The sequence below is a fragment of the Mycoplasma anserisalpingitidis genome, assembly GCF_007858495.1.
Classification (GTDB): Bacteria; Bacillota_I; Bacilli_A; order Mycoplasmatales; family Metamycoplasmataceae; genus Mycoplasmopsis; species Mycoplasmopsis anserisalpingitidis_A.
The window spans coordinates 177,340-202,171 of the sequence record NZ_CP041663.1 but is presented as its reverse complement, the minus strand read 5'-3'; the positions used below and the strand labels follow the sequence as shown (position 1 = coordinate 202,171).

Here is a 24,832-nt window from a genome sequence, read left to right as displayed (position 1 = left end):
GTAGTTGAGTAAACAAATATATTTTTTATTCACTAAATATATAGTATAAATTATGTAAAAAACCAGTGAATATGTTTTCATATTTTTTAATCAAAAAAACCATCTTAAAAATATAAAGATAAATAAATATTAGAATAAATTAGAAACAATTTAGAAAGGTTATTTAAAATGACAGACATTAAAGAAGTTTTAGTCAAAACTTTAAGCAATGTTAACCTTTGAGGTGCTATCTTAGCTACCTTAATTATCATTGGTATAGGTTTTGTCTTAACAAAAATGAACGTTCTTAAAAAAGAATGAAAAGGAAGTCTTAGTAAAGTTGTTCTTTCGATTTCTGTTCCTGCCTTAGCTTTACAAGGATTTATGGGTACAGCCTCATTAGAACAATTAAAACAACAAGGAATTATTTTAGGAGTTGCATTTGCTTTCTATATTTTACTAAGCATTTGTTCAGTTCTATGAGTTAAATTTTTCCCTGAAAGTGCTAAAAGAGCTTCTTCAAAAATGCAAAATAACACAATTGCAAATCCAAACGGAAGTTTAACAGAAAAAAGAGCTTTAATCATTTGAATGATGTTAATCTTCGGAAGTACAACATTCTTTGGATTACCCGTAATTAAAAGTTTATATCCAAATGATGGAGTTATTTCTGCCAACATGTGAAACATTCCATATAGAATATTCTTATATTCATTTGCATTTGTAATGGTTTCTGGTGTTCGTGTCGATAGACAAAACATCACAAAAGCTATGAAAACTGCTTTTATAAACCCAATAGTTATTGCAACATTCATTGGTCTTGTTTGTTGATTAACAACAATGATTCCTGGTGCTGCAAAATTTGGTGAAAAAGGAACTACAGGGTGATTTGAACTAAAAATAACTGCACCTTGAATTTACAAAACCGTTGAATACTTAGGTTCATTAGCATCACCACTTACATGAATAGCAATTGGTATTACCCTTGCAGCATCAAACTTAAAACTTGCTGTAAAAGACAAATGAGTATGAATCTTCAGTATTCAAAAACTTATTTTAATACCTCTTATCGTATTCTTGGTAATGCTAGGTCTTAACTATGGTGGATTAATCAATAGAGAAATTGCTATTTCAATGGTAATTTTTGCTTCAGTACCACCTGCTACAGTTGTTATTTTATATGCTATTCAATACAAAACTCAAGAAGAATTTGCCGCACAATGTTCAGCATTATCAACATTACTTGCAGTTATTATCTTACCAATTTGAGTAATTATCTCAAACGTAGTATTTATCTAGAAGAAGGAGGAAATGATGAAAGTATTATTTTTTGGAGTTAGAGATGTTGAGAGACCTTTATTCGAAAAATTAAGTTCAAAATACAATTATGAACTTAAATTAGCTGCTGGAGTTATTTCTCTCGACAGAATGGATTTACTTGATGGAGTTGATGTAGTAGTTGTTAGAGGTCAAGATAAAGTTAACAAAGAAATTATAGATGCTGTTAAAGCTAAAGGAATTAAATATTTATTCACTAGAACAGTAGGTTATGACCACATTGATATTCCTTATGCTAAAGAACAAGGAATTAAATTAGCTAGAGTTGCTTCATATTCACCAACAGCTATTGCTGAATTAGCTGTTTCTATGGCACATATGTTAACAAGAAAATCGCTTTATTTTGCCCACAAGGCATTAAATGGTGATTTAACTGTTGATCCAAATGGATTCTCAAAAGAATTAAAAAATAGTACAGTAGCTATTATCGGAACAGGTAAAATTGGTTTTGAAGCTGCTAAAATGTTTAAAGGCCTTGGAGCTAGAGTAGTTGGTTATGATTTATATCCAAATGATAACTTCAAGAATATCATAGAATATTTAACTTTAGATCAAGCACTTGCTCAAGCTGATGTTGTTTCATTTCACATGCCTTATTTTAAAGGTCAAAATGATGAAATGATCAATAAAGATTTAATTTCAAAAATGAAAGATGGTGCAGTGTTAATCAATACAGCACGTGGGCAAATCCAAAATAATCAGGATATCATTGATGCAGTCAGATCTAACAAATTATATGGAGCAGGAATTGACGTATTAAACTATGAATCAGAATATTTTGGTAAAAAACTTGATTTAAATAGTCAATTTATAAAAGACTGTAACGAATTATTCCCAAGATTATTAGTAACACCTCACATCGGTTCATATACAGATGAAGCTGCATCAAATATGATTGAATATACTTTAGATAACATTAATGAATACATTAATACTGATGATTGCAAAAACAAATTATAATTTCAACTTATAAAAGGACTTTGTCCTTTTTTCTTTTGTTTAATCACTTATCAGTGAATTGAAAAATAAAACTAGCCTAAGCTAGTACTACTTACTTAATTCTTGAATTTCAGCAAGAACTTTTTGTGAAGCGATTATTTGAGCATATTCAGCAACCAAATCAACAATTTTTTCGATTGAAGGATTAACACCTAAATCATCTGTTCTAAATTTAGTTGTTGAGTTATTTTCAATAATTACACCATTTTCATACAATTTTGAGTAATATTCATTTCTAGTTTTAAAAACTTCTTGTTTAATTTCTTCAATATTTGTATTATCATCCGCGAAAATAAATTTATTTAATGCTCTGTAGTAATTCATCTCTTTATTCATTAAATCAGCTTTGAATTGAGCTTTAATATTTGAAACATTATCATCGTTTTCACGCTCATCACTAAAGAAAATGCTTGTAATATCAATCTCAGTAAGCGATTTGAATTTTTGTGTGTCGATGTAATCACTTGTTACTTTAGTAGTTATTAAATAAGCATCATGGTCTACTTGTTTTTTCTCATCCTTGTCCAAGAAACTATTTCTAAATTTAATGTAATTTTCTTGGTCTTGGAAGAAATTACGAAGTAAAACATAAATTTCTTGACCTGATATAACATCATTAATTGCCTTGGCATTTAATGCTTTAAGTTTAAATTCATAACCTGGTTGATTCAACTCTGCATCTTGATTATATTTGTTAATTTTATCTTCTGATACTTTAATTAAATCTTTAAAATCTTCAACAATTATGTTGATTTGTTCATTAACTTGAATTAATCTATTATTTACTTCTTCTTCGCTTAATGATTCATTATTAATAATTTCTGCTCTAATCTTTCTTATAGCATTTTTAGCTGCATATGAATTATTAAATATTTCATCTCCGAAACCTTCATAATAATCATATATTTCACTTTCGATCATATTTAATTGCGATCAAATTGTTTTGATTGCATTTTTTTGTTGTTCGATTCCAGAAGCATTAGATTTTAAGTTTGATATTTGATTCATTCAATTTTCAAAACGAGTTTTTTTCTTAGTTTCAGTTTCAATAGGAGAAACTTGATTTGTATCACCGCTTATTAAATCTAAAACATTAGCAAATTCTGAATTTATTGATGAAACAATGTTTTTTATTTCTCTAAATTTAGAATTAGCCTCATCATCATTGAGAGCTACTATTGATTTAATTTCCTCGAATTTTTCATCAAAATAACTTACTAAATAATCTAAATCACTTGTAGGTGTTAATAATTTAGAATCACCATAATTTTCATTTAATCCATTTTTAGCTTTATTTAATAAATCAATGATTGTATGTTTTTTGGCTGTAAAATCTTCTAAATCTCATGCACTATAAGAGTCTTCAAATGCTTGATAAACTAAATCTTTTAATTCTTCAATTTTGGCTATTTGAGCCTCTGTTGTTTGTTTTCTTAATTCCTCAAGTCTTTGTGCTTCATCTCTAGTTTTATTAAATATTTCAATGTATTTGTTATATTCTTCATCTAGGTGCATTAATTCACGGAGTTCATTATCACTCGAGAGATTTACTCCTAAATTATTTCACATATTTAGAACATTAATGGTAGTTTGTAATTTAACAAATTCCATTTTTAGTGATAAATATCTATTGTAAGCTTCTTGTACAGTTTCTGTACTTAACGAAAAAGCTTTAGATAAATTTGTTGAATTATCAAAAACTGAAAATTTCTTGATAATCACATTATGGAACGGACTATTAACATCTAATGAATTTAATAATTCAACCACTAATCCTTTATAAGAATTATTTTCTATTCTTAATATTTTTGATGATTCTTTATTAATAGATTTAATCTGTTCTTGGAAAAATTCCTTGTTTAATTGCTCTTGTAACTTCAAATCAACTAAAGAATTTTCGAATAATTTACCCATAATTTCATTGATATTTTTAACACTTTGATCATATAAAATGTATTTGTAATCGTAAGCATTATTAAATAAAGAATTATAAATTTTTGAATTATATACCGATCTTAAATCAGTTCAATATTTTTTAACAATTTCATTAATTCTGTCTCTGTTTTGTATAGTAAAGTCATTAATTTTTTGAATGACATTTTGATCAGTAATTTTTCCATTGTTAAGTATTTCCGAAACATTAAATCCTGCTTTTAATTGAGGAATATACTCATCTGTAGTTCCATCTTTAATTAGCACAGATCAATAATTTTGTTCAAGATATCCAAAATAAACAATTTGTTCATAAGCACTTTTAGCTTCTAGTTTCTTTTCATTATATCTTTGTTTAATTGTTTCGATGGTTTCTATTATTTTGTCCTTATCTGTAATTTCTAGATTTTTATTTTCTAAATGAGAAAGTAATTTATTTAAATCAGAAATTCTCCAATCAAATAAAGAATCAAAAGCTATATTTTTTTCTACTTTAGGATCAAGAACAAAATGAAACTCATTATTAGAAAGACCTAAAGTGTTTGCAGCAGTATTGTTAATTAAATATAATCTTAAAGCCGCTTGAATAATACGGTATGTGAAACTATTTAAACTACTATAATTATCCTCTTCTTCTAAAATTTCACTATATTTAACACTTTCATTTTTAAAAAACTCTTTATATTCATCATAAAATGTTTTTAACTCAGGTTTATTTTCCAATACACCAAAAGTTTCTATTGTTAATTTAGTTAAATCTAATAAAGTATTTTTTGCTGAATAATTTCTTTTTACTCAAGTATTTTTAATACTATTTAATTCTGTTTGGAATTTATTTAACTCACTAGTTAATTTTTCAATTAGTTTGTCTTTTTGCTCTGCTTCTTCTTTAGTTAAAGAACTTAAAGCATCCTTTTCTTTTTGAATTTCTTTAATTTGATTTTTTAATTCATTTAGTTTCGATTCAATATTTGCATTTAACTTATTAACTAGTGTTTTGTCAAATTCAACCAAAGTTTTATAGTATTCTAATGAAATCTTTTTAGATTCTTTGGCATTCATAAATTTCTGATTTAATTCTTCGTATTGATTTAATAATTCAGGGTAGTCTGATGGTGCAGATACAAGTCCACCATTTATAGAATTTAATGTTTGAGAACTTTTTTGTAATAATAATTCAATTTCAACTTCATGTGTTTTATAAATATACTCTTCACTATTTTTATCTTCACAACTTACAAAGAACATACTTGTTAAACCTACAACCGAAGTTGCAGCACCTGTTAATATATATTTAGATTTTTTCATGTTTTCTCCTTAATTATTTAAAGCTTGAACTATATAAATTATAGTAAAAACCTTTTTGCTTTAATAACTCTTTGTGAGTTCCTCTTTCGATGATATATCCATTGTCAACAACTAAAATCATATCAGCGTTTTTTATTGTGGAAAGTCTGTGTGCGATAATGAAACTTGTTTTATTTTCCATTAATTTCAATAATGAGTTCTGGATTACTTTTTCAGTTTGTGAGTCAACATTTGAAGTTGCTTCATCTAAAATTAACATATTTCTATTAGCCAAAATTGCTCTAGTAATATTCAATAATTGCCTTTGACCTTGACTTAGATTGGTTCCATTATTTTCAATTTTTGTTTCATATTTGTCTGGAAATTGATTGATAAAGTGTTCAGCACCAGTAAGTTTAGCTGCTTCAATTATTTCTTTATCAGTGATTTTTGGATTTCCCATTGTCAGATTTCATTTAATTGTGTCATTAAATAAAAATGAGTCTTGTAGTACTACTGAAACTAAGTTTCTTAAGTTTTCAGTGTCTATGTGTCTTAATTCATGTGAGTCAATTGTGATTGAACCAGATTCATAATCATAAAATTTACTTAGTAAATTAACTATTGTAGTTTTTCCGGCTCCAGTAGGACCAACTATAGCAACAGTTTGACCTGGTTTAACAATAAAACTAGCATCATTAAGTTGATACTTTTTAGATTTTTTACTATATCTAAAAAATACATTTTTAAACTCGATTTCTCCATTTATTTTTTCAAGTAAGATATTTTCAACATGATCTTTATTTGGATTGAGGTTTAACAATTTAAAAATTCTGTTTGATGAAGCAATACCTACCTGAAGTGAAAAGTTAATGTTTAATAATGTGTTAAATGGACCCATGAAGTTTCAGTTTAATGCAACAAAGGTAATGATCAACCCACCGCTAGCAGTTCCATCAGAATTTGCTCCAAAATAACTCATTCCATAAACTTTTATTTTAGCAAAATAGAATGCAACAGCTATTGCTGAAACAGCTAGATTAACAAAGTATGATGTAAAACCAAATCAAGGGTCAACTGAACGAGCAGTTAGATCTCCTTTATATGCTGTGCGTTTAATTTCTTGGGTAATTAATTTAAATTGATCAAAAACTAATTTTTCTCTGTCAAATGAATTTGTAACCTTAATATTAGCTATATTTTCCTCAACAAAAGCATTCAACTTTCCAAAACAATCTTGAACTTTGACAAAATATGGTTGAGCGCGTTTTATTACTAAAAGTGATAAACCAAATAAAATAAGTGACATTGGTACAGCAATTAATGTTAAAACTGAAGAAATCATAAACATTATACAAATTGAAATTACTACATTAAAAAAGCTAGAAAAGAATTGATTTAATGTGTTCATTAAAGTGTTTGATACATTGTTGACATCATTAATCATAGTGGAAATTAAATCACCAGCTTTTTGCTTATCGTAGTATGAAATAGGCATTTTAATTAATTTTTCCATCACTTCTTGACGCATTCTGGCGGCTTGATTGTATGAAATTCTTATATATATAACACTTTCTATGTATCTAAAAATACCATAAAGAATAAAAGCTCCCCCAAGGATAATTAAGTCTATACAAAAGTGGAATACATCAAAATTAGCGATTGCCAATTTTGGTTCATTGCTAGTAAAGATTACTTCAAAATAATTTCTGAAAACATAACCGATATATATACTTCCTAAAACATAGAAAACCGCATTGAACAATGAACAAAAAATACCTAAAATTAAGCGCTTTCTTTCTTGTTGCACGTAACTTAATAATTGTTTAAAAACTTTATAAGCTGAAAATTCTTTGTTTTTGATTTTCTTATTAAGAATAAACTCGCTATTACGCATTTTTTCCTTTCTTTTATTGTTCTAATTGGTTTGTAAAAGTATTTTTATATCATTCATTGTTTTTTATAAGTTCTTCGTGAGTTCCACGACCAGTAATTCTACCTTTTTCAAGTACGATAATTTGATCAGCATGTTTAATTGAACTAATTTTTTGACTAATTATAATAGTTGTACAGTTATAATTTTCTTTAATATTATTTAACAACTTTTTAGTTGTGATGTTATCAAGAGCACTTGTTGAATCATCTAAAATCAAAATCTTAGGATCATTTATTAGTGTACGAGCAATAGAAAGTCTTTGTTTTTGACCACCACTTAAATTTTTAGCACGTTGTTCAACTATATGTTCACTTCGATCTTCAAAAGTTTGAACAAAATCTATTGCACAAGAGTTATATAAAGCTTTATTAATTTCTTCTTCAGTAGCATCAAGTTTAGCAAAAAGTAAATTACTTTTAATTGTTCCAGAATATAATAGTGCATCTTGATATACTATACCAATATTTTTATGTAAATCTGTTGTATTAATTCGATTTACTTCTTTATTGTCAACTAAAATATGTCCATTCATTTTTGTATCATATTTATAATTATTAATTAACAAATTAGCTAATGAACTTTTTCCTGAACCAGTTGGTCCGATGATTCCAAGAGTTTCACCAGATTTAAGATCAATATTGATGTCATATAAGGCATATTCTTCTGAGTCATTAAAATATTTGTAATTAAAGTTCTTGAATTGCACTGAAAGACCACTTTGATTTTCAACAGTACTTTCAATCGAAAGACCATTTTCAACCTTAAGATCTTGGTTTTTAAAGTCTAAAACTTCATTAATTCTTTCACAGCTAACTCTAGCTCTAAAAAACACAAATAAGAATGTACTAAAAAGAACAATACCTAAAGAAATAGTAAAAATATATTCTAAAAAAACATTAATGTTTGCTAATTCTTGCACATCTGGATTGGTGCTATTAAAAAGTGTATTAGCCGTTAAAGCATAAATAGCAACCGCAACAAGGTTAATTAGTGCAAAGAAAACTGGATGACCGATAGCAAAAACATTGTTAATTTTTGTTTGAAATTTTAATCATTTATTGTTCTGTTTAGTAAACTTATCCATTTGTTTTTCTTTAAGATTAAATGTTTTAATCAATCTAGCGCCAAGAATATTTTCTTCAACTTCCTTAGTGATTTTATCAATAGTAATTTGATTTTTAACTAATAGTGGGTTATTAATTTTAATCATTACAATTAAAACAATAATTAAAATTGGTAAGTATAAAAAGATAGATAAAGATAATTTTGGATCAGTAATAATAGTAAAGATTATTCCACCAACAATGAGTAATGGTGCTCTAATAAGCGCATTAGTTGCGCTGATAAGTAATTCTCAGTAAATAGCAACATCGTTTGAAATTCTAGTAATTAGACTCTCAGGAGTTACCTTATTAATATCATGTAAAGAAAGATGTTGAATCTTATTAAAAATCTTATTTCTAAAAAATTCACTACTTCTTTCACCACCTCAAGTAGTAATTACAATACTTAAAAATGAAGTTAAAAATGCTAAAAGAATCAATATTACTGAAATTATTGTTAATTCAGTTAACATTTCACTTCTAGTTCCAGTTGCTACTATAAATTTATTAAAAACTTTAAGTGAAACACTTTGTTCATCACTTGAACTTACCGCTAAAACAACGTATTGTGAAATAAATCCAGGTAAGATTAAACTTATAATAACATTAAGCAAAATTAAAAATATTCCAACGAAGAAGAAAAACTTAATCTTCTTTGGAAGCATTTTAAACATTTTTCACATATATCCCCTTCTAGTATAATGAAAATATTATAGCATTTAATGTTTTTTAGCAGTGAAATCGCTTAATTTTTATTGCAAAAATATGGTAAATTTTTTAGTTTTATTTTTTTGATAATTTTTTTAGAAAAAACAAAATTTATTTTCAGTTTTTTATTACTATAAAATAGTTATTTTAGTGAAAAAAAGCTAATTATTTTTTTAAACTATTATTGGTAAATTTTTTTTAATTTTTGTATAATGTTTTACATGATTAAAATACTGAAGAAAATTCACCAAAACATTACAAGATTTATTCTTGTAATTTTTAGTGATATTCAGTACCCAAAATTATCTTTTTTTGTTGAGGAATATCTTAAAGATTTATATGATTTAGCCTCCCCTAATCCAAATAAACTTTGAATTTTTAATTAATTATTTATTAAGGAGGTTAAAATGGCTAAAAAAGAAGCTAAAAAAAATTCAATTGTTGAATTAAAAGAAGTTGTTAAAGAATTTGGCTCTAAAGTAGTTTTAGATAATGTTGATTTGACAATTACTAAAGGTGAATTTGTAACTTTGCTTGGTCCTTCTGGTTCAGGTAAAACAACTATTTTAAGACTTATTGGCGGTTTTGAATGAGCTACTCGTGGTGAAATTAAATTTAATAATCGTGATATCAAGGATTTGCCACCATATAAAAGAAATTTATCTACAATTTTTCAAGACTATGCACTTTTCCCACATCTTAATGTTGAAGGAAATATTAGATATGGTCTTAAACTAAAAAGAGTACCTAAAAAAACTGTAAATGAAAAACACATTAATTTATTAAAGAAAAAAATTGAAATATGAACTAAAAAAGCTGATCTTGAAATGAAAAAACTTGACAAAATTCAAGAACAGTATGAAAAAGAATTAGAAACTCTTAAACCAAAAACATTACAATACAGAAAACGTCAAAATTGATTAGATGATTCTGACTTTAAATACTCATATTGAGAAAATTACGTCATCCAAAAAACTCAAGCATTTGAAAACCGTTATTTCAAAAGAAAAATGACACGTGAAGAAATGGACCAAAAAATTTCTGAAATGATTGAATTAGTTGGTCTAAAAGGAAATGAAAACAGAGCAATCACTCAACTCTCCGGTGGTATGAAACAACGTGTTGCACTTGCTCGTAGTTTAGTTATTGAACCAGAAATTTTACTTCTTGATGAACCACTTAGTGCACTTGATGCTAAAATTAGGCAAAAAATGCAAGTTTTACTCAGAAGCATTCAACAAGAACTTGGTTTAACATTTATTTTCGTTACACATGATCAAAATGAAGCACTTGCTCTATCAGATAGAATTGCTATAGTACGCGCCGGAAAAATTGAACAATATGACACTCCCAAACAAATTTATGACTATCCAAAAAACATTTGAGTTGCTCGTTTTATTGGTGACTCGAACATCTTTGACGCTAAATTTGTAAAAGGCGGAAATGTAAAAATGCTTAACAGCGAATTTAAGACAATTCACACCGAAGATGAATTTCCAATTAATTCAAAAGTTGATGCGCTAATTAGACCTGAAGATATTGATATTACTGATAAAGAGGTAAAAAGCGCCAAAAGAATTAAAGGGGTAATTGAAGATTTAACATATAGAGGAAGTTATTACTACATTAAAGTAGTTGTTAATGATGGACAAGAAATTTTTGTAGAAACAGCTAAAAAATTCGAAATTGGCGATACAGTTTACTTAAGTTGAACTATCGACTCAATTCATTTAATGGCTAAAGATCCTAAGTGAGATTACGAATCTAATGTTTTCAAAAATTAAAGATAGATTATTCACCACTGATAATAAACGTGGTTGATTGCTTAGTCCATACTTATTAATTGCTCTGCTATTAATTATTCTTCCAATTATTTTAATTATAGTTAGTGCTTTTGCTCCTTTAAAAACACCAAATGGTTCAATTAGTGACAACTGAGAATTACTAAAAACTTACTCAACTTGAAGTATCATTTTTCGTTCATTAAGAATTGGGATTATCTCTTCAATTCTATGTTTGTTAGTAGGTTTTCCTTATGCATATTTTGTTTCAAGTAGTAAGTCAAAAATATTTAAAATTTATGCCATTAGTTTAATTTTAAGTCCTATGGCTATTTTCACTATTGCAAGAATTTATTCAATCAGAACATTATTCTTAAATATTATTGACCCAAACAATGTTGACAGTTTAAATTCAGAGTGATTTTTAGTTTTTGGTTTATTTTACTTGAATTTACCATTAATGATAATGCCTCTTTATACAGTGTTAAAAGACATGCCTAGAAATATTATTGAAGCATCTAGCGACATGGGGTACAACACATTTAAAACTGTATTTAAAGTTATTATTCCTTACTCTCTTAAGGCTATTTTAAGTGGTTACAGCATGATCTTTTTAAGTACAGCAACTACGTTCTTAGTTTCAGCTAAATTACTTCCTGACGGAACCCAAAAACAAATGGTTGGGGATTTAATCAATATTACAATTAACCCAGGAAATAAATACGATTTAGCTAAAGGTTCATCATTAGTTATTGTTGTTTCATTTATTTTTATAGGAATTTACTCAATTATTATTATTGCGCCTAAAATTGTTTTTAGATTCAAGAGAGGATTTACTTATGAGTAAGATTTGAGAAACAATTAAACGTAGTTATGTTTTTATAATTTTAGCTTTTGTTTATATTCCGCTTGTAGTTGGCGCAATCTTTACATTCAATAAAAGTAGTGATAAAGGTACTTATTTAACATCTTGATCAAAATTCTCATGAAGTAACTGAGCGACTATATTTAACTCAGGTAGAGATATTGCTTTAATTAATTCAATTATTTTAGCAGTTCTTACTTCAATTATTGTAATTACCATTTCTCTGATTTCGGTTTATGCAGTTTATCGTTCAAAAAGTAGAGTTTTAAGAAGTTCTCTTAGCGCAACATCAAACATACCCTTAATTAATCCAGATAATATTACAGCTATTGGCTTAGTATTAGTTTTTACTTTATTCTTTGGAGTTATTAGTTCAGATAACGAAGGATTTTTAAGAGTTGTAATTGGTCACGCTGTTATGACTTTACCTTATGCTATATTTTTAATGTATCCAAGAAGTGAAAAATTCAACAATAACTTGTTTGAAGCATCAATGGATTTAGGATACTCAAAAATTAGATCTTGATTTAAAACATATTTTATATACATGATCCCTTCAATAATAATGACTGCCGTAGTTTGTTGTGTATTTAGTTTTGATGATTTTATTATTACTAGAACAACATCAAACACCCCTACATTAGGTCTTAAACTTTATGAAGGACAATTCGAGGCTTGAGCACTTTGTTTTGGTGTTATTGCCTTAATTATAGTTATTTTTGGAAATGCAATTTACATTAGTATCAAAAATAAACACATTAAAAGAAATAAAAAAACAATAGTCATTAAAAGATTATTTAACAAAAATAAGAATAAAGGAAATTTTGAAAATACTATTGAACTAAATTTACGAGGAGGTGAGATGGATGTCTAAAAATTACTTTAAAAAAACAGTATATAGAAATACAGCTTTAATTACAGGTTCACTTCTTTCAATCGGAATTTTATCAAGCGTAGTAACCTATAAAATTTCAGAAAAATTTAAACCTAGTTTTTACAACTATCGTGCTTCTATTTCAAAAAGTAATGAAGAAAAGATCGGACAACATTTTTTATATAAACAATTCAATGAACTAAGTGAATTTCAAAATGCTATTCTAAATAATAGAGCAGCAACTGGAATTGGAACTGAATATTTAGCTACAAGATTAATTATTAAAGGTAAGTTAGCTAAAATTGACTATTCAAAATTTCTAAACCTTCCAAATTTAAAACAAGAAGATTATGAAGAAGCTATAAAAGTAATTTTAAAACCATCTGTATTCAACCACTTAAAAAGTTATGATAAATACTTAAAATACGATGAAAATGGAAATGAAATCAACGCTCACCTTTGAGAATATTTCTTTCCATACTTTATCCAAGATGCTATTATTGCTTATAACGTTCAAAAAGTTAAAATTAACGATGAATACAAAAAAGTTAATGAAAATGGTGAATTATTAAATGAAATTGATTTTTCAAAATTATTAAATTCTAAAAATAAAGATGCATTTAGCATGGTTGATATCATGAAAACTCTTGGTATGGTTGGTTATGATAAATACATTATAACTGATGCAATAAGAGATAATATGCTTTATGGTTCGGCTTATGATATCTTACTTGACGAGCCTTATACTAGAACGGATGAAAATTTTACTGGTGAAGTGACTGAACAAACATATGATCGTCTAATTAAAAATTTCAAAGACTTAATAAAAGATGGTTCAGGTTTTAATATTAATGACACTTCACATATTACATTTAAAGGAGATGGATTAGAAATTGTTAATACAATAGTTAATCCTAGTGACTCAACTAATGTTTCTATTATGTATAATGGTGATGGTATTGATGCATATTATTCTAGCGATAATGCAGCCTCAACTGTTGATGGTGAAACAATTCGTTTTGTTAGACCTAATAAAAATGTATATTTAGTAGATGGTATAATGTTTAGCGCATCAAATTCTGATGAAAATAATAAGTTATATATGAATTATCTTACTGATAATGTATATCAAAACGTTAGCCTTGCTTACATTGAATATCAAAAACTTAAAAAAGAATTACCTAATCTTTCATTTGATCAACTAAGAAAACTTGCAATGATCAAAGCCGAAGAAAAGGTTTTTAAGGATTGACAAACAGCTAAAGTAGCAGAGCTAATCAAACAAGATTCATACTTTGAGAATAACTATAATCAAGTCTCAGAACAAATTGTAGATTTATTTAATTCTAAACATTTTGAAATTGCTTCTAAAAATCAAGATAATATCTTAGATGATTTTTATGTTGAAGTAATTAAAAACTACTTCGAAGATAAAATTGATCAATTAGTATTAAATTCTACTCAAAATGATGATAAAACGTGAGAAAAAACTTTAATGTTTGCAATATTAAATAAATTTAGTGATGAATTAAAATTTGATCCTGAAAAAAATATCATCGAACAATACACCAATGAATTTAAAATGAATTGAATTGATAAAGCTGCAAGTTATTTAGGATTTATCACCATAACTGAAAGTGAAGTTAATTCAGATGAATATAATGAATTCATTAATGATTTAATAACTACAAAATATTTAAATTTAGATAATTTTGACTATGTTAACTATACCACTGGAGTAAATTTAGATATGAATATAATCTATAAAAATTACTTCTATAATGGTGATTTAACACATGATGAAACAGTTAGAAAAATTCTTTGAATTGATGAAAATGAAGAAATCGAATATCAAGGAATTTCACCAATTGAAGATTATCTAAATAGTAAAATTACTTTTGAATATTATAAACAAACAAAATCATAAAATATCTCTATTTTATAGTAATTTTAGAATTTTATTTTTTTGAAAAATAAAAATTATTTTATGTATAATTTGCTAAATATTTAACTTAAAAAGAACAAAAAAGATTATAAAAATAAAAACCAAAAATTAACAAAGGTGATAATGAAAACTTTAAAGCGTAAAGCAAAAATAATCTTATATTCACTAGGGATCGCTGCAGCTGTTGGAGCTTTTGGTGCTAGCGTCATTTATAAAGTAACACACAAATTTAAACCTAGTTTTTATAACTATAAAGCCGCAATATCGAAAAATAATGAAAAAGAACTAAGTAAAAATTTCTTATACAAACAATTTAATGAAATAAATGAATTTCAAACCGCAATGTTAAATAACCATGCTGCACTTGGTATTGGTACAGAATTTTTAGCAACTAAACTTATAAGGCAAGGTAAATTAAGTAAAATAAATTATTCTAAATTGCTTAAAATGCCTGAATTAAAAGAAGAAGATTATGAAGAAGCTGTTAAAGTAATTTTACGTGACAACGTCTTCCTGCATCTTAAAAGTTATGACAAATACTTACAATATGATGAAAATGGAAATGAAATTAACGCTCATCTTTGAGAATATTTCTTTCCATATATCATCCAAGATATGGTCATAACTTACAACATCAATAAATTAAATATCGATGATAAATACAGAAAAGTTGACCAAGATGGTAAATTATTAAATGAGATTGATTTTAATAAAGTATTAGGATTCGAATCATCTAATACAAAATTCGATATTATAGATATTTTAAAAGCTCTTAGAACTGTCGGTTATAACAAATACATGATCACTGACGCGTTCAGAGATAATATGTTATATGGATCAACTTATGATGTAATTTTAGGTTCGGATGGTTTAAGAACCAGTGAAAATTTCACTGGTGAAGTTACTGAAGAAACTTACACTAGGCTAATAGATAATTTTAAGTCATTAATTAAAGATGGAACTGGGTATGATTTTAATGATACTAACCACATTACATTCAAAGGTGAAGGTTTAGAGATTGTTAATCGACTTGTCGATCCACACGATCCAACCAATGCTACAATTATGTATAATGGTGATGCTGTTGATTCATACTATTCTAGTGATAATTCAGAACTAACTATAGATGGACAAACAATAAGATTTATTAGACCTAGTCAAAATATTTTCCTTGTTGACGGAATTATGTTTAGTTCAACAAACGCAAAGGAAAATAATGATAACTTTACAGATTATATTAGTGATAATATATTTCAAAATCTTTCATTAAATTACCAAAGTTTTTTAGAAATAAAGCAAAATTATTCTAATTATTCATTTGAAGAAGTTAAAAATTTAGCTTTAATTAAGTCAGAGGAAAAATTATTCAAAGATTTTCAATTTGCCAAATATAGTGAATTGTTTAATTATTATCGTGATGAAAATGTTTCTAATCAATTAGCAAATCAACTCTTAGATAGTATCAATGAATCACATTATTCAAAATATAATAAAACCAATGATTTAATGGAAAATCATTATATTAGTGTTATTTCTGAATTTATTAAACCAGTGATCGAAAACTTTAGTAATCAAAAGAAACACTTGGATTACGCAAATTTAGTTAACGAATCAACCGAAAAAAATGAATTACTTGTTTTAGCAATATTAAAAAAATTTAGTGAGTATTTAAGCTTTGATTTAACTAAAAGTTTTGCTAATCAAAATAATAACTTTAGTTTAGAAAGATTACAACATATTGCAACTGGTTATCTTTCGACAGTTAACCTAAATGAAAAAGAATATAACTCGGAACAATACAACTCTATAGTAAATTATAAGATGAGTCATGAATATCTAAATTTAGATAATTTTGATTTTATAAATTACGCTACTGCAATAAATTCTGATATGTTATTTGTTTATAAAAATTATTTTATAGATGATGATTTTAATTTAGATCCAATTGCACAGGATATTTTTTGAGTTGATAATGGTGATAAAGTACAATATCAAGGTTTAGCACCTATAGAAGATTATTTAAATTCTAAAGTTGTATTTGAATACTATAAACAAACTAAAGCATAGGAAGTGTAAGTCATCTTACACTTTTTTATACAAAAAACGCAAGTAGTTACTTGCGTATAAAAATTATTTCTTTTTATGTTTTTTAAATTTAAGGAAACTAAATACTGAAGTTGATGCAATAATAACTAATAGAATTGCACTTACAGCGATTAAAATTGGAGATTTATTTGATTTAGTTTGATTTTTTTTGGCTGTTTGTTTTGAATCTACTTTATTATTTTCAATCAATTCATTGATTTTATCTATTAATTCCTTTTGTTGATTTTTAAGAGTTGTTAATTCTAAAATTGAACTATTATTTGGAGTTAAATTAATTTTAGACATTAATTCATAAATTTGAACATTGTCAGTTAATTTATTATCAACAATTAGCTTGTCAATTTGATATTTTAAGCTATTCAATTGGTCAAAATCATTTTGCAATTGAGCTCTTTTGGTTTTTAATCATAAATCGTCATATTGCTTAATGATCTTAATTTGATTATTTATTAAATCTTTTAGTTCTAGTGAGTAATCTAAATTAGAAATATTGTTTTTGATAGTTTCTTTATCTTCAACACTTAAATCGGATACGGAGTTATTATTTGTGAGGAGATTTGTAATTATATTAATATTATTTTTTATTATTTCTTTGTTTAATGGTAATTCGTATGTTGGTAAAGAAACTAGATTTGATTTAAGCAAGTTATTTGTTTTAACTAATAATTCACTTAATTTTGAATTTTCTATTTCTTTTTCATTTTCACTAATTTCTAAAGGATTTAAGTTTTGCAATTCTTTAATTTTTACATTTAATAGATTAATTAATTCATCTTGAATCTCTTGATTTTTAAGCAATTCAAGATCCCTATTTAATAAACTAACATTAGCATTAATTCAAATTTTGTTATTATTAATTTTTGCTTCAATTAAGGCATTAATTTTTAGATCGATTTGTTGTTCAATTATATTTAATTCTTCAACAGTTAAACTGTTATTAATGTTTTCGGTATAACTTTCTAATTCACTGTAATTCTTAATTTTGTTTAATAATTCTTGTTTCTTAGAATTCAATATATCTAGTAAGATATTATTTTGTTCTTCAAGTTTAACTTCAAGTTTTGATAGAAGTTCTCTAATTTCTTTAAGTACTTTAATTTGTTGAATTTGTTCAGCGCTTAAGTCATCTTTGTTTTCTAATTTTTCTAAAATTTCAATAGCTTTTTGTTTTAAGTTTTCAATAAGTTCAACAACTTTTTGTTCAACTTTTTCGGCAAAAGCATCATAGTTAGCTAAATCATTTATATTATTTAACTCTTTTAATAAATCAGAAACTAATTTTGGATCCTCTAATTCATTTATTCTAGTAGTTAATTCATCAACTTTCTTATTAGTTTTTTCCTTACTGATTTTTTCTTGAATTTCACTAATTAATTTTTTTAACTGGCTAACATTTTCACTATTTTCAATTAAACTATTGTAGTTTTCTTTATTTTCCAACTCATTTAATTTTTCAAGCGCAATTTTCTTGTATTTAGAAATTAAATCTTGAACAATAGGTTTTAATTCAGAATTTAAATTAGTCAACTCTTCAAGGGTAGTTGCAGATTTAAGTTTAACTAAATAAGATTCAACATTTTCTTCAAGTTGTGAAATTAAATTATTATTTTCAACCTTAAATTTACTTATTTTTTTAATTAGTTCATTTTCTTTTCCATTCACAACTTCTTTTATAAGATTTCGTAGTTGTTCAATTGAGACTTGTTCAACATTAGAAATACTTAAATTAGCTTTTTGTTTTAATTCGCTATTTTCTAATCCTGGTAATTCATTTATTAATTCTTCAACTAAAGTAGACTTAATTTGATTTAATTCTTCTTTAATTTTTACTATTACAGTTGTAATACTTTCAATATCTGTTGAGTTATTTAACTCATAAGTTAAATTATTTGTTAAATCATTATTCTCTTTAGAAAGTTCAAACAATAAATCTTTGGCCTCTTGACGTTTAGATTCGATTTTTCTTGTATTTTGCTCTTCGATTTTAATATTTATCTCATCACTTAAAGTCTTTAATGAACTTGCTTCGTTACTATTTTGAATTTTAGCAATGTATTCTTGATTTTCATCCAAGGCTTGAACTAAACTTAATAAATATTGTCTAATTTCTTCTAAATCTATTGAATCATTAAAACTTAAATTATTTTTAGCTTGAATATAGTTATCAAATAATTCATCTAGTTCTTCTTCATAAATTTTTCTGCTGTCACTTGATAAATCGATTAATTTGTCTACATATTGTTTATAGTTATTATAGCTTTCAATAGTATAAACACTATTTTCGTTTAAGACAACACCATTAGCATATTCTTTAATTCTTGCAATCTTATTAGATTTAATTTTTTGGCTTTCAGCAATTAAGTTAGATAATTCAGCAATAGCTTGATCAATGATTTCAACTGTAGAACTCTCATCTTTAACTTCAATATCTTTTTCATCAACTTTTGCATTTAGATCTCTAGATAAAATTTGTCAGTTCGAACCATTTTCATCAATAAATTTGTATGCTAAATCTCTTATTTTTAGATATTCTTTGTATCTAACTCCTTTTTCAGAGTCTACAAGGTCTTGGTATAAATTATTATATTCATCTAAAAGATTTTTAAATACTGAAGGATGAATTTTTTGAGAATTTTCTGTAATAGCATTATCATCAGATATAGTTTGCTTAGCATGTAAAACTTTATCTTTTAATAAATTATAAGTTTCTTCACTAAATCTACTTTTATCTAATTTTTCAAATTCATTTACTTTAATCTGAAGTGTATCTTTATTTACTGGAGAATATCTTAAAACAGTTTTGGCGCTAATTATTTGATTAAGAGATGAATCTATTGATCTTTGAGTAACCTCTTCACTCTTAATTAAGTTTTTAGCTTTTGAAATAGCTAATTTATATTCAGATGTAGTTGAAGATAAATAATCTTCAAAATTAGTAATTTCATTATTTAATTCCTCAATTAATTTACTAAAATCACCTTTTAGCTTTTTATTTTGAATAATACTATTTAAACTTTGCTTAATTTCATTTATTGTAGATTGAGTTATGTTTTCAAAAGTTAAAATTTTCTTAGCTATTTCAACTGTTTCATTATATGCATCTTTGTTACTTTTCACTCATAAATCAAAGTCTTCTGGTAAACTAGAAATCAAAGTGTTTAATTCAACTTTATTTAATTCTTCAGTTTCATTTGAATTAAAGAAAATCACTTCATTAATTTTAGGTTTTATTTCAGTTCAAGAAACTTTTAATTCTAAAATAGAATGACCACTTGGAACTCTAAATCCAATATTGTTAAATGAAAGTTTACCAAGGGTTATTTGATGAATATCACCATTTGAATCTGCTGTTTTTACTTCAACATTTGCATCTGAGTTTTCTGAACTAGTGATAAATTTAACAAATTTATTAGGTTGAGGATCATCATTAAAAAATGTTATTGATGAATTTGAAATTTTTGGTTCATAGTAAGTTAAGAAATCGCCATCAATCATTTTACTTGCTAGAGTATTTTTTTCTGTTTCTTCTGCTCCGTTAAATCTAGGATCATTATCAAGCGAAATATATTGACCATCATTAATTTGAATTTCACTAATAATTAAAGCTCTATTTGGATAATTTTTAGTGATTAATAACTTAATATATCTAGCTTTTACTGGAGTTTCTAAGTTATCTGTATTTCCGAAAAATCTTACATTAGGATATTTTGAATCAACATAACTATAGTTATTTTGTACATCAATTAAATTAATATCTCTATTTTCTTCATGACCAATACTAAATAAAGTTTGATATTCACCATTTAATTCAGTTCCATACATTACATCAATACTTCTAGGAAAATCACTAGTTGAATCTGGAGCGTATATTCTTAGTTTATGAATATCAATTTCTTTTCCTAAGTCATAAATTATTTCTTTTCCCAAAGTTGGAGAAACACCAAATTTAGTAGATGTATTCATCTTTCCATCAAAAGCAGCTTTATTATAACGAGTGTCACCTCAACCTGAATTTCCTTCAGGTAAAGTTGTTTTGACTAGTTCACCAAATTCGTTTGTTTTTGCAGCTGTTAAGGTGAAATTATCAAAATTTACATTTATTTCTGATTCAGAATTATTATTTACAATTCTAATGTATCTTAATGCTTTATTTTTAACTTGTTCAAGTGAAGTGATATTTTCTCATGCTATTCCATTTACAGAGATTTGGATTTGCGCATCATTTAATTCTAGAGTACTTTGAGTAAATGATTGAATTTTTTGAATTGATTTTAAGTCTAAACCAATGTATTGATCTTTAGCTAAAGAAATATTTTGATTTGATTTGTTCAACAAGGTAAAGTTATTTTGATTTTTTAGTGATAGAACACTATTATCTTTTGAACCAACAATAACATATTCATCTGAAGCTCTTTTTCTTTCAGTTATTTTTACATCAGCTAGTTTTCATCATATGTTAGTGTTAACAAGCGAGCTAATTCTTAACTTACTAAAATGTTCTTCTTTATTTCTAGTATCTATTGTATATTCTCTTGTAGCATTTGTGTTTCTATCTAGTTCAACTCAAGTTCCATTAGTGTAAGCTTCTACAAGAATCTGTCTTAGATTATCACCATCACCTTGTCTGATCAGAATTTCATCAATTCTCATTGACTTATCAAAATTGATAATTAATTTACTGTTATTTCCAATATTACCATTATCCTTACCAGCCATTCAAGCTATTGTACTTGGATTATTGTCATAAAGATGATCGAATTTATTATTTCTGGCACCATCGTTAATAGCAGGATTTTTACCAATCATAATATTTTCTGTGTCTGTTGTATAGTTAATGTCCAACTTTTCATCAAAGCCATAAGCAAAGGCTGCGCCAACTCTTCATCATACTTTTTTATCTGCTAAATTTCTAACTCTTATTTTATTAGTTTGAGCATAACCGATAATTGTTTGCTTTTTCTGACTATCTAAAGAACCTGAACCAAATTGTTTTCAAGTTGAAGTATTCGAGTCATAATATTCAACAATACCACTTTTAAGAACGTCTCCAGAATTAGAACTTCCTTGCACAAAAACAAACTTTGTAACTTCTGTTACTTCATCAAAATTGAAAACAATTGAATTATTCGGTCTAATTCCATCATATTTAGGTTGCTCGCTAGAACGTAAATGTGCTTCAGTATTTTCTGATTCATCAGTAATTTTATCTAACTCACCACCAGCAACTTGAAGTCCATCTAGTTCAACACTTGAAAAAGTTAATTTATTATCCCCAGTTTGTGCTTTCTTTATTAATGGTTTATTAACAATAAAACTGTTTATCATTAATCATTTGTCATCAATATCATTTTGAAGTGAAACTAATCTTAATGCTTTAACATTAGGTATAGATAAATTATATTCTTCAATAGGTATAATTGAGCCATTTGGTCTTTCATATACATTACTATTTACGTCAATTCACTCACCATTGGTAGATTTATATTGTAATTTAGATTTGTAAAAATGGTTCTTTCCACCACCCATTGATATAACTACATTATTTAACTCAATTTCTTTACTAAATTCAACTCCGATATAATTATCTTTCATGATATATAATGGATTTTTAAATTGCATTGCTTTTGGAGAAGTTTGATTAAATACTTCATCTTTATTTCCACTGCTTGGAGTAGTAAACACATCCGAAATTCAAGTTAAGCTAACAAAATTATCATCAAGATTTTCTTTAAGATATTTAGATGAAAATGAATCTAATTCATCCAAAAATGGTTGAATGTGCTGAGGTCCTACTTCAGCATTTTTCATTTCACTTAAGTATCTAAATTTATGGTTATTTCTAGCTAAAATTAATTTATTTTTAGCTTGTTGATAAAGGTTATTAACACTAGTAATGTTATCACTTAAAATGTGTTCTAAAATTTCTAAATAGATTAGTGCTGAGTCGGTTAAATCAACTCAAGATTCTAAAAATGGACGCATTTGTTCAACTAAATTACGATCATTACCATTTTCAAGAAAGATTTTAGCTGATTCATTTAATAAAGTGAATTCTTCAGTTAATTTAGTTAACTCTTCTTTAGAATAACTTTTTGTTGAAAGTTTATTGATTAGACCATAAAGATATGGTTTGAGCTCAAGAGATTCTTCGAGTTTTACAACTCTACCATCCATTTTTTGGTTAATCATATGTTTTGAAAGTTCTCTAAAAGCTTTAGAAGTTGGTGTTTCAATACTTGATTTGTTATCTACATGTTTAAATGCATCATTTCAAGCTTTATCTGCCTGTTCATTAGTTTTTCATAAATTTCATGAGTAAACTGCATTACCAAAAAGCGCAACTTTTGAAGGTTCAGATTGTTGCATAGGATTTAAAATAATACCTTCTACATTCTTTGGATTTACATCAGGTTTTAAGAATTCTTTAAAACCACCCATAATTAAATGCTCTTTAGAGTTGTCAGTACATGGTCAGTTAATTCATAACATCGGACCTTCACCTATCTTATTAGTGAATGAATCAGTGAAATTTTTAGTAACTTGTCCCCAAATTGTACCCCCAGTCATAACTATTTGAACTTCAGGAGGAAATCGTTTAAAATATTCTTGACCTCAACCCATATATTCTTGAACAACATATGGTAGAGTTGTTTTTAAATCTGGAAATCTATTTGCTTTAAGTTCTTTAAGTCAATCGACCATTTCTGTTAATAAATCAATTTGGAATTGTTCATTAGGTTTGGCGGCATCATCGGCTAAAATAGAAATTTGCCTAACACCAGCTTCAATGACTTGAAGAAATTTTGCTTTCAATTTTTCTTTTTTATCCGCTACATTTCCATTATCAAGTCTGTTGTGCATAAATGGATGCAATGCATAAATAAATCTAACTTTTGAATTATTACCTGCCTCAGCAATTGGTCTGATAAGATTTTGAATTTCTTCATTTGTGTATAATTCAGCTCATTTTGAGTTGTGTTTTGGATCATCTTTAGGTGCATAAAAATATGCATTTAGTTTGTAATAACCCCCCCAACTCATATAGTTAATTCTATCTTGAACTGTTCAAGGATTTCCATAATATCCTTCGATAGCACCACGAGTTTTAACATCAGCATAATCTTGAATTTTAATATTTTCAATTTCTAATCCTTCAAGTTGATTTAGAATATGCCATAATGTTGTGGCTCCGTAAAATGTTGAATCAGCCTCATTACCATAAATTGCTATAACATTATCTTTTACACTTAAAACATAAGCATCGATTTTGTTCATCAAATCAGATTCATAACTAATATTTTCGGAACTCATATAATCATCAACAAAGGTGTCTCTATTTCCCTTTATCCCTAAAATAAAGTTAGTTTGATCATCAACAATTCTTCTACTAAAGTTTATATTAGTTATGCCTCTAAGTGCTAGAGCTTCCTTGAATCTAGTAATTGTAGCTTGGTCAACATCATCTTCAATAACAACATTTACGCTTGTTGAAATAAGCGATTGCTTTCCATCATAAGAAATTGTGTGTGGATTTGGATATATCTCATACGTACTTCTGATATTATTATTTTCAGTATTTGCACTAATAAATCCTAAAGAAGCAGCTCCAATTGAACCGGCTATCCCTATAATAGTTAATGCTTTTTTCTTGTTTTGTTTCTTCATTAAAACCACCTTAATTAAATAATTTCTACTAAATTTTATTTTTTTAAAATTAAGGAGTAATGATGATTGTATATTTAATTCAAATTCATAATAGTTTAATATGAAAACATGTTTTTTATCACAAAATATATGAATAATTTATTCCGCTGATAACAATTTCAAAATATATTTTTAATTAATTTATCATGTTTTAAAAAATAAATTTAATAATAAAAAAACGGATGTTTATAAATATAAACAACCAAAATCAATAAATAATAGTTCCATAGTGTATTTAAAATAAAAAAGAAATGTCCCTGTTTAGGGGACATCAT

General features: G+C 26.3%; 12 protein-coding genes. 8 read left to right on the top strand and 4 right to left on the bottom strand.

What is annotated here, in order from left to right:
- Positions 1 to 168 precede the first annotated feature (168 nt).
- Positions 169 to 1,278, top strand: a complete 1,110-nt coding sequence (locus FOY43_RS00705) for an AEC family transporter (RefSeq protein WP_146308619.1) — start codon at positions 169 to 171, stop codon at positions 1,276 to 1,278.
- A 12-nt stretch (positions 1,279 to 1,290) separates the two neighbouring features.
- Positions 1,291 to 2,277, top strand: coding sequence for an NAD(P)-dependent oxidoreductase (locus FOY43_RS00700; protein ID WP_236094572.1), 987 nt, complete (start codon positions 1,291 to 1,293; stop codon positions 2,275 to 2,277).
- 87 nt (positions 2,278 to 2,364) lie between these two features.
- Here the strand turns inward: FOY43_RS00700 and FOY43_RS00695 are convergent, their stop codons facing one another.
- The 3 genes from FOY43_RS00695 to FOY43_RS00685 are packed head-to-tail and all read right to left on the bottom strand — an operon-like array spanning position 2,365 to position 9,257.
- Positions 2,365 to 5,556 carry a hypothetical protein gene (locus FOY43_RS00695; RefSeq protein WP_146308617.1) on the bottom strand — a complete coding sequence of 1,064 codons (3,192 nt, stop codon included), beginning with the start codon at positions 5,554 to 5,556 and terminating at the stop codon, positions 2,365 to 2,367.
- Between the two features lie 13 nt (positions 5,557 to 5,569).
- Positions 5,570 to 7,432, bottom strand: a complete 1,863-nt coding sequence (locus FOY43_RS00690) for an ABC transporter ATP-binding protein (protein WP_146308615.1) — start codon at positions 7,430 to 7,432, stop codon at positions 5,570 to 5,572.
- A 13-nt stretch (positions 7,433 to 7,445) separates the two neighbouring features.
- A complete protein-coding gene (locus FOY43_RS00685; RefSeq protein WP_146308613.1) occupies positions 7,446 to 9,257 on the bottom strand; it encodes an ABC transporter ATP-binding protein in 1,812 nt (603 codons plus the stop codon).
- A 246-nt stretch (positions 9,258 to 9,503) separates the two neighbouring features.
- Between FOY43_RS00685 and FOY43_RS03850 the strand changes: the two genes are divergently transcribed.
- The 6 genes from FOY43_RS03850 (at position 9,504) to FOY43_RS00660 (ending at position 16,814) form a co-directional block, all read left to right on the top strand.
- The gene (locus FOY43_RS03850) at positions 9,504 to 9,668 is read left to right on the top strand and encodes a hypothetical protein (protein ID WP_162847749.1); all 165 of its coding nucleotides are present in this window, start codon (positions 9,504 to 9,506) and stop codon (positions 9,666 to 9,668) included.
- A gap of 21 nt (positions 9,669 to 9,689) precedes the next feature.
- On the top strand, positions 9,690 to 11,066 hold the full coding sequence (locus FOY43_RS00680; RefSeq protein WP_146308611.1) for an ABC transporter ATP-binding protein: 1,377 nt from the start codon (positions 9,690 to 9,692) through the stop codon (positions 11,064 to 11,066).
- Positions 11,050 to 11,910 carry an ABC transporter permease gene (locus tag FOY43_RS00675; protein ID WP_146308609.1) on the top strand — a complete coding sequence of 287 codons (861 nt, stop codon included), beginning with the start codon at positions 11,050 to 11,052 and terminating at the stop codon, positions 11,908 to 11,910. The genes FOY43_RS00680 and FOY43_RS00675 overlap by 17 nt, the downstream gene beginning before the upstream one ends.
- Positions 11,903 to 12,802, top strand: a complete 900-nt coding sequence (locus tag FOY43_RS00670; RefSeq protein ID WP_146308607.1) for an ABC transporter permease — start codon at positions 11,903 to 11,905, stop codon at positions 12,800 to 12,802. The genes FOY43_RS00675 and FOY43_RS00670 overlap by 8 nt, the downstream gene beginning before the upstream one ends.
- Positions 12,795 to 14,729 (top strand): hypothetical protein, encoded by a 1,935-nt coding sequence (locus FOY43_RS00665; protein ID WP_146308602.1) that lies wholly within the window; start codon positions 12,795 to 12,797, stop codon positions 14,727 to 14,729. Before FOY43_RS00670 ends, FOY43_RS00665 begins: the two co-directional genes overlap by 8 nt.
- Positions 14,730 to 14,870: 141 nt before the next feature.
- The gene (locus FOY43_RS00660; RefSeq protein WP_146308600.1) at positions 14,871 to 16,814 is read left to right on the top strand and encodes a hypothetical protein; all 1,944 of its coding nucleotides are present in this window, start codon (positions 14,871 to 14,873) and stop codon (positions 16,812 to 16,814) included.
- A gap of 63 nt (positions 16,815 to 16,877) precedes the next feature.
- Here FOY43_RS00660 and FOY43_RS00655 read toward each other — a convergent pair whose 3' ends face one another.
- Complete coding sequence (locus FOY43_RS00655; RefSeq protein WP_146308598.1) at positions 16,878 to 24,518, bottom strand: beta-N-acetylglucosaminidase domain-containing protein; 7,641 nt, start codon at positions 24,516 to 24,518, stop codon at positions 16,878 to 16,880.
- Positions 24,519 to 24,832: the final 314 nt, after the last annotated feature.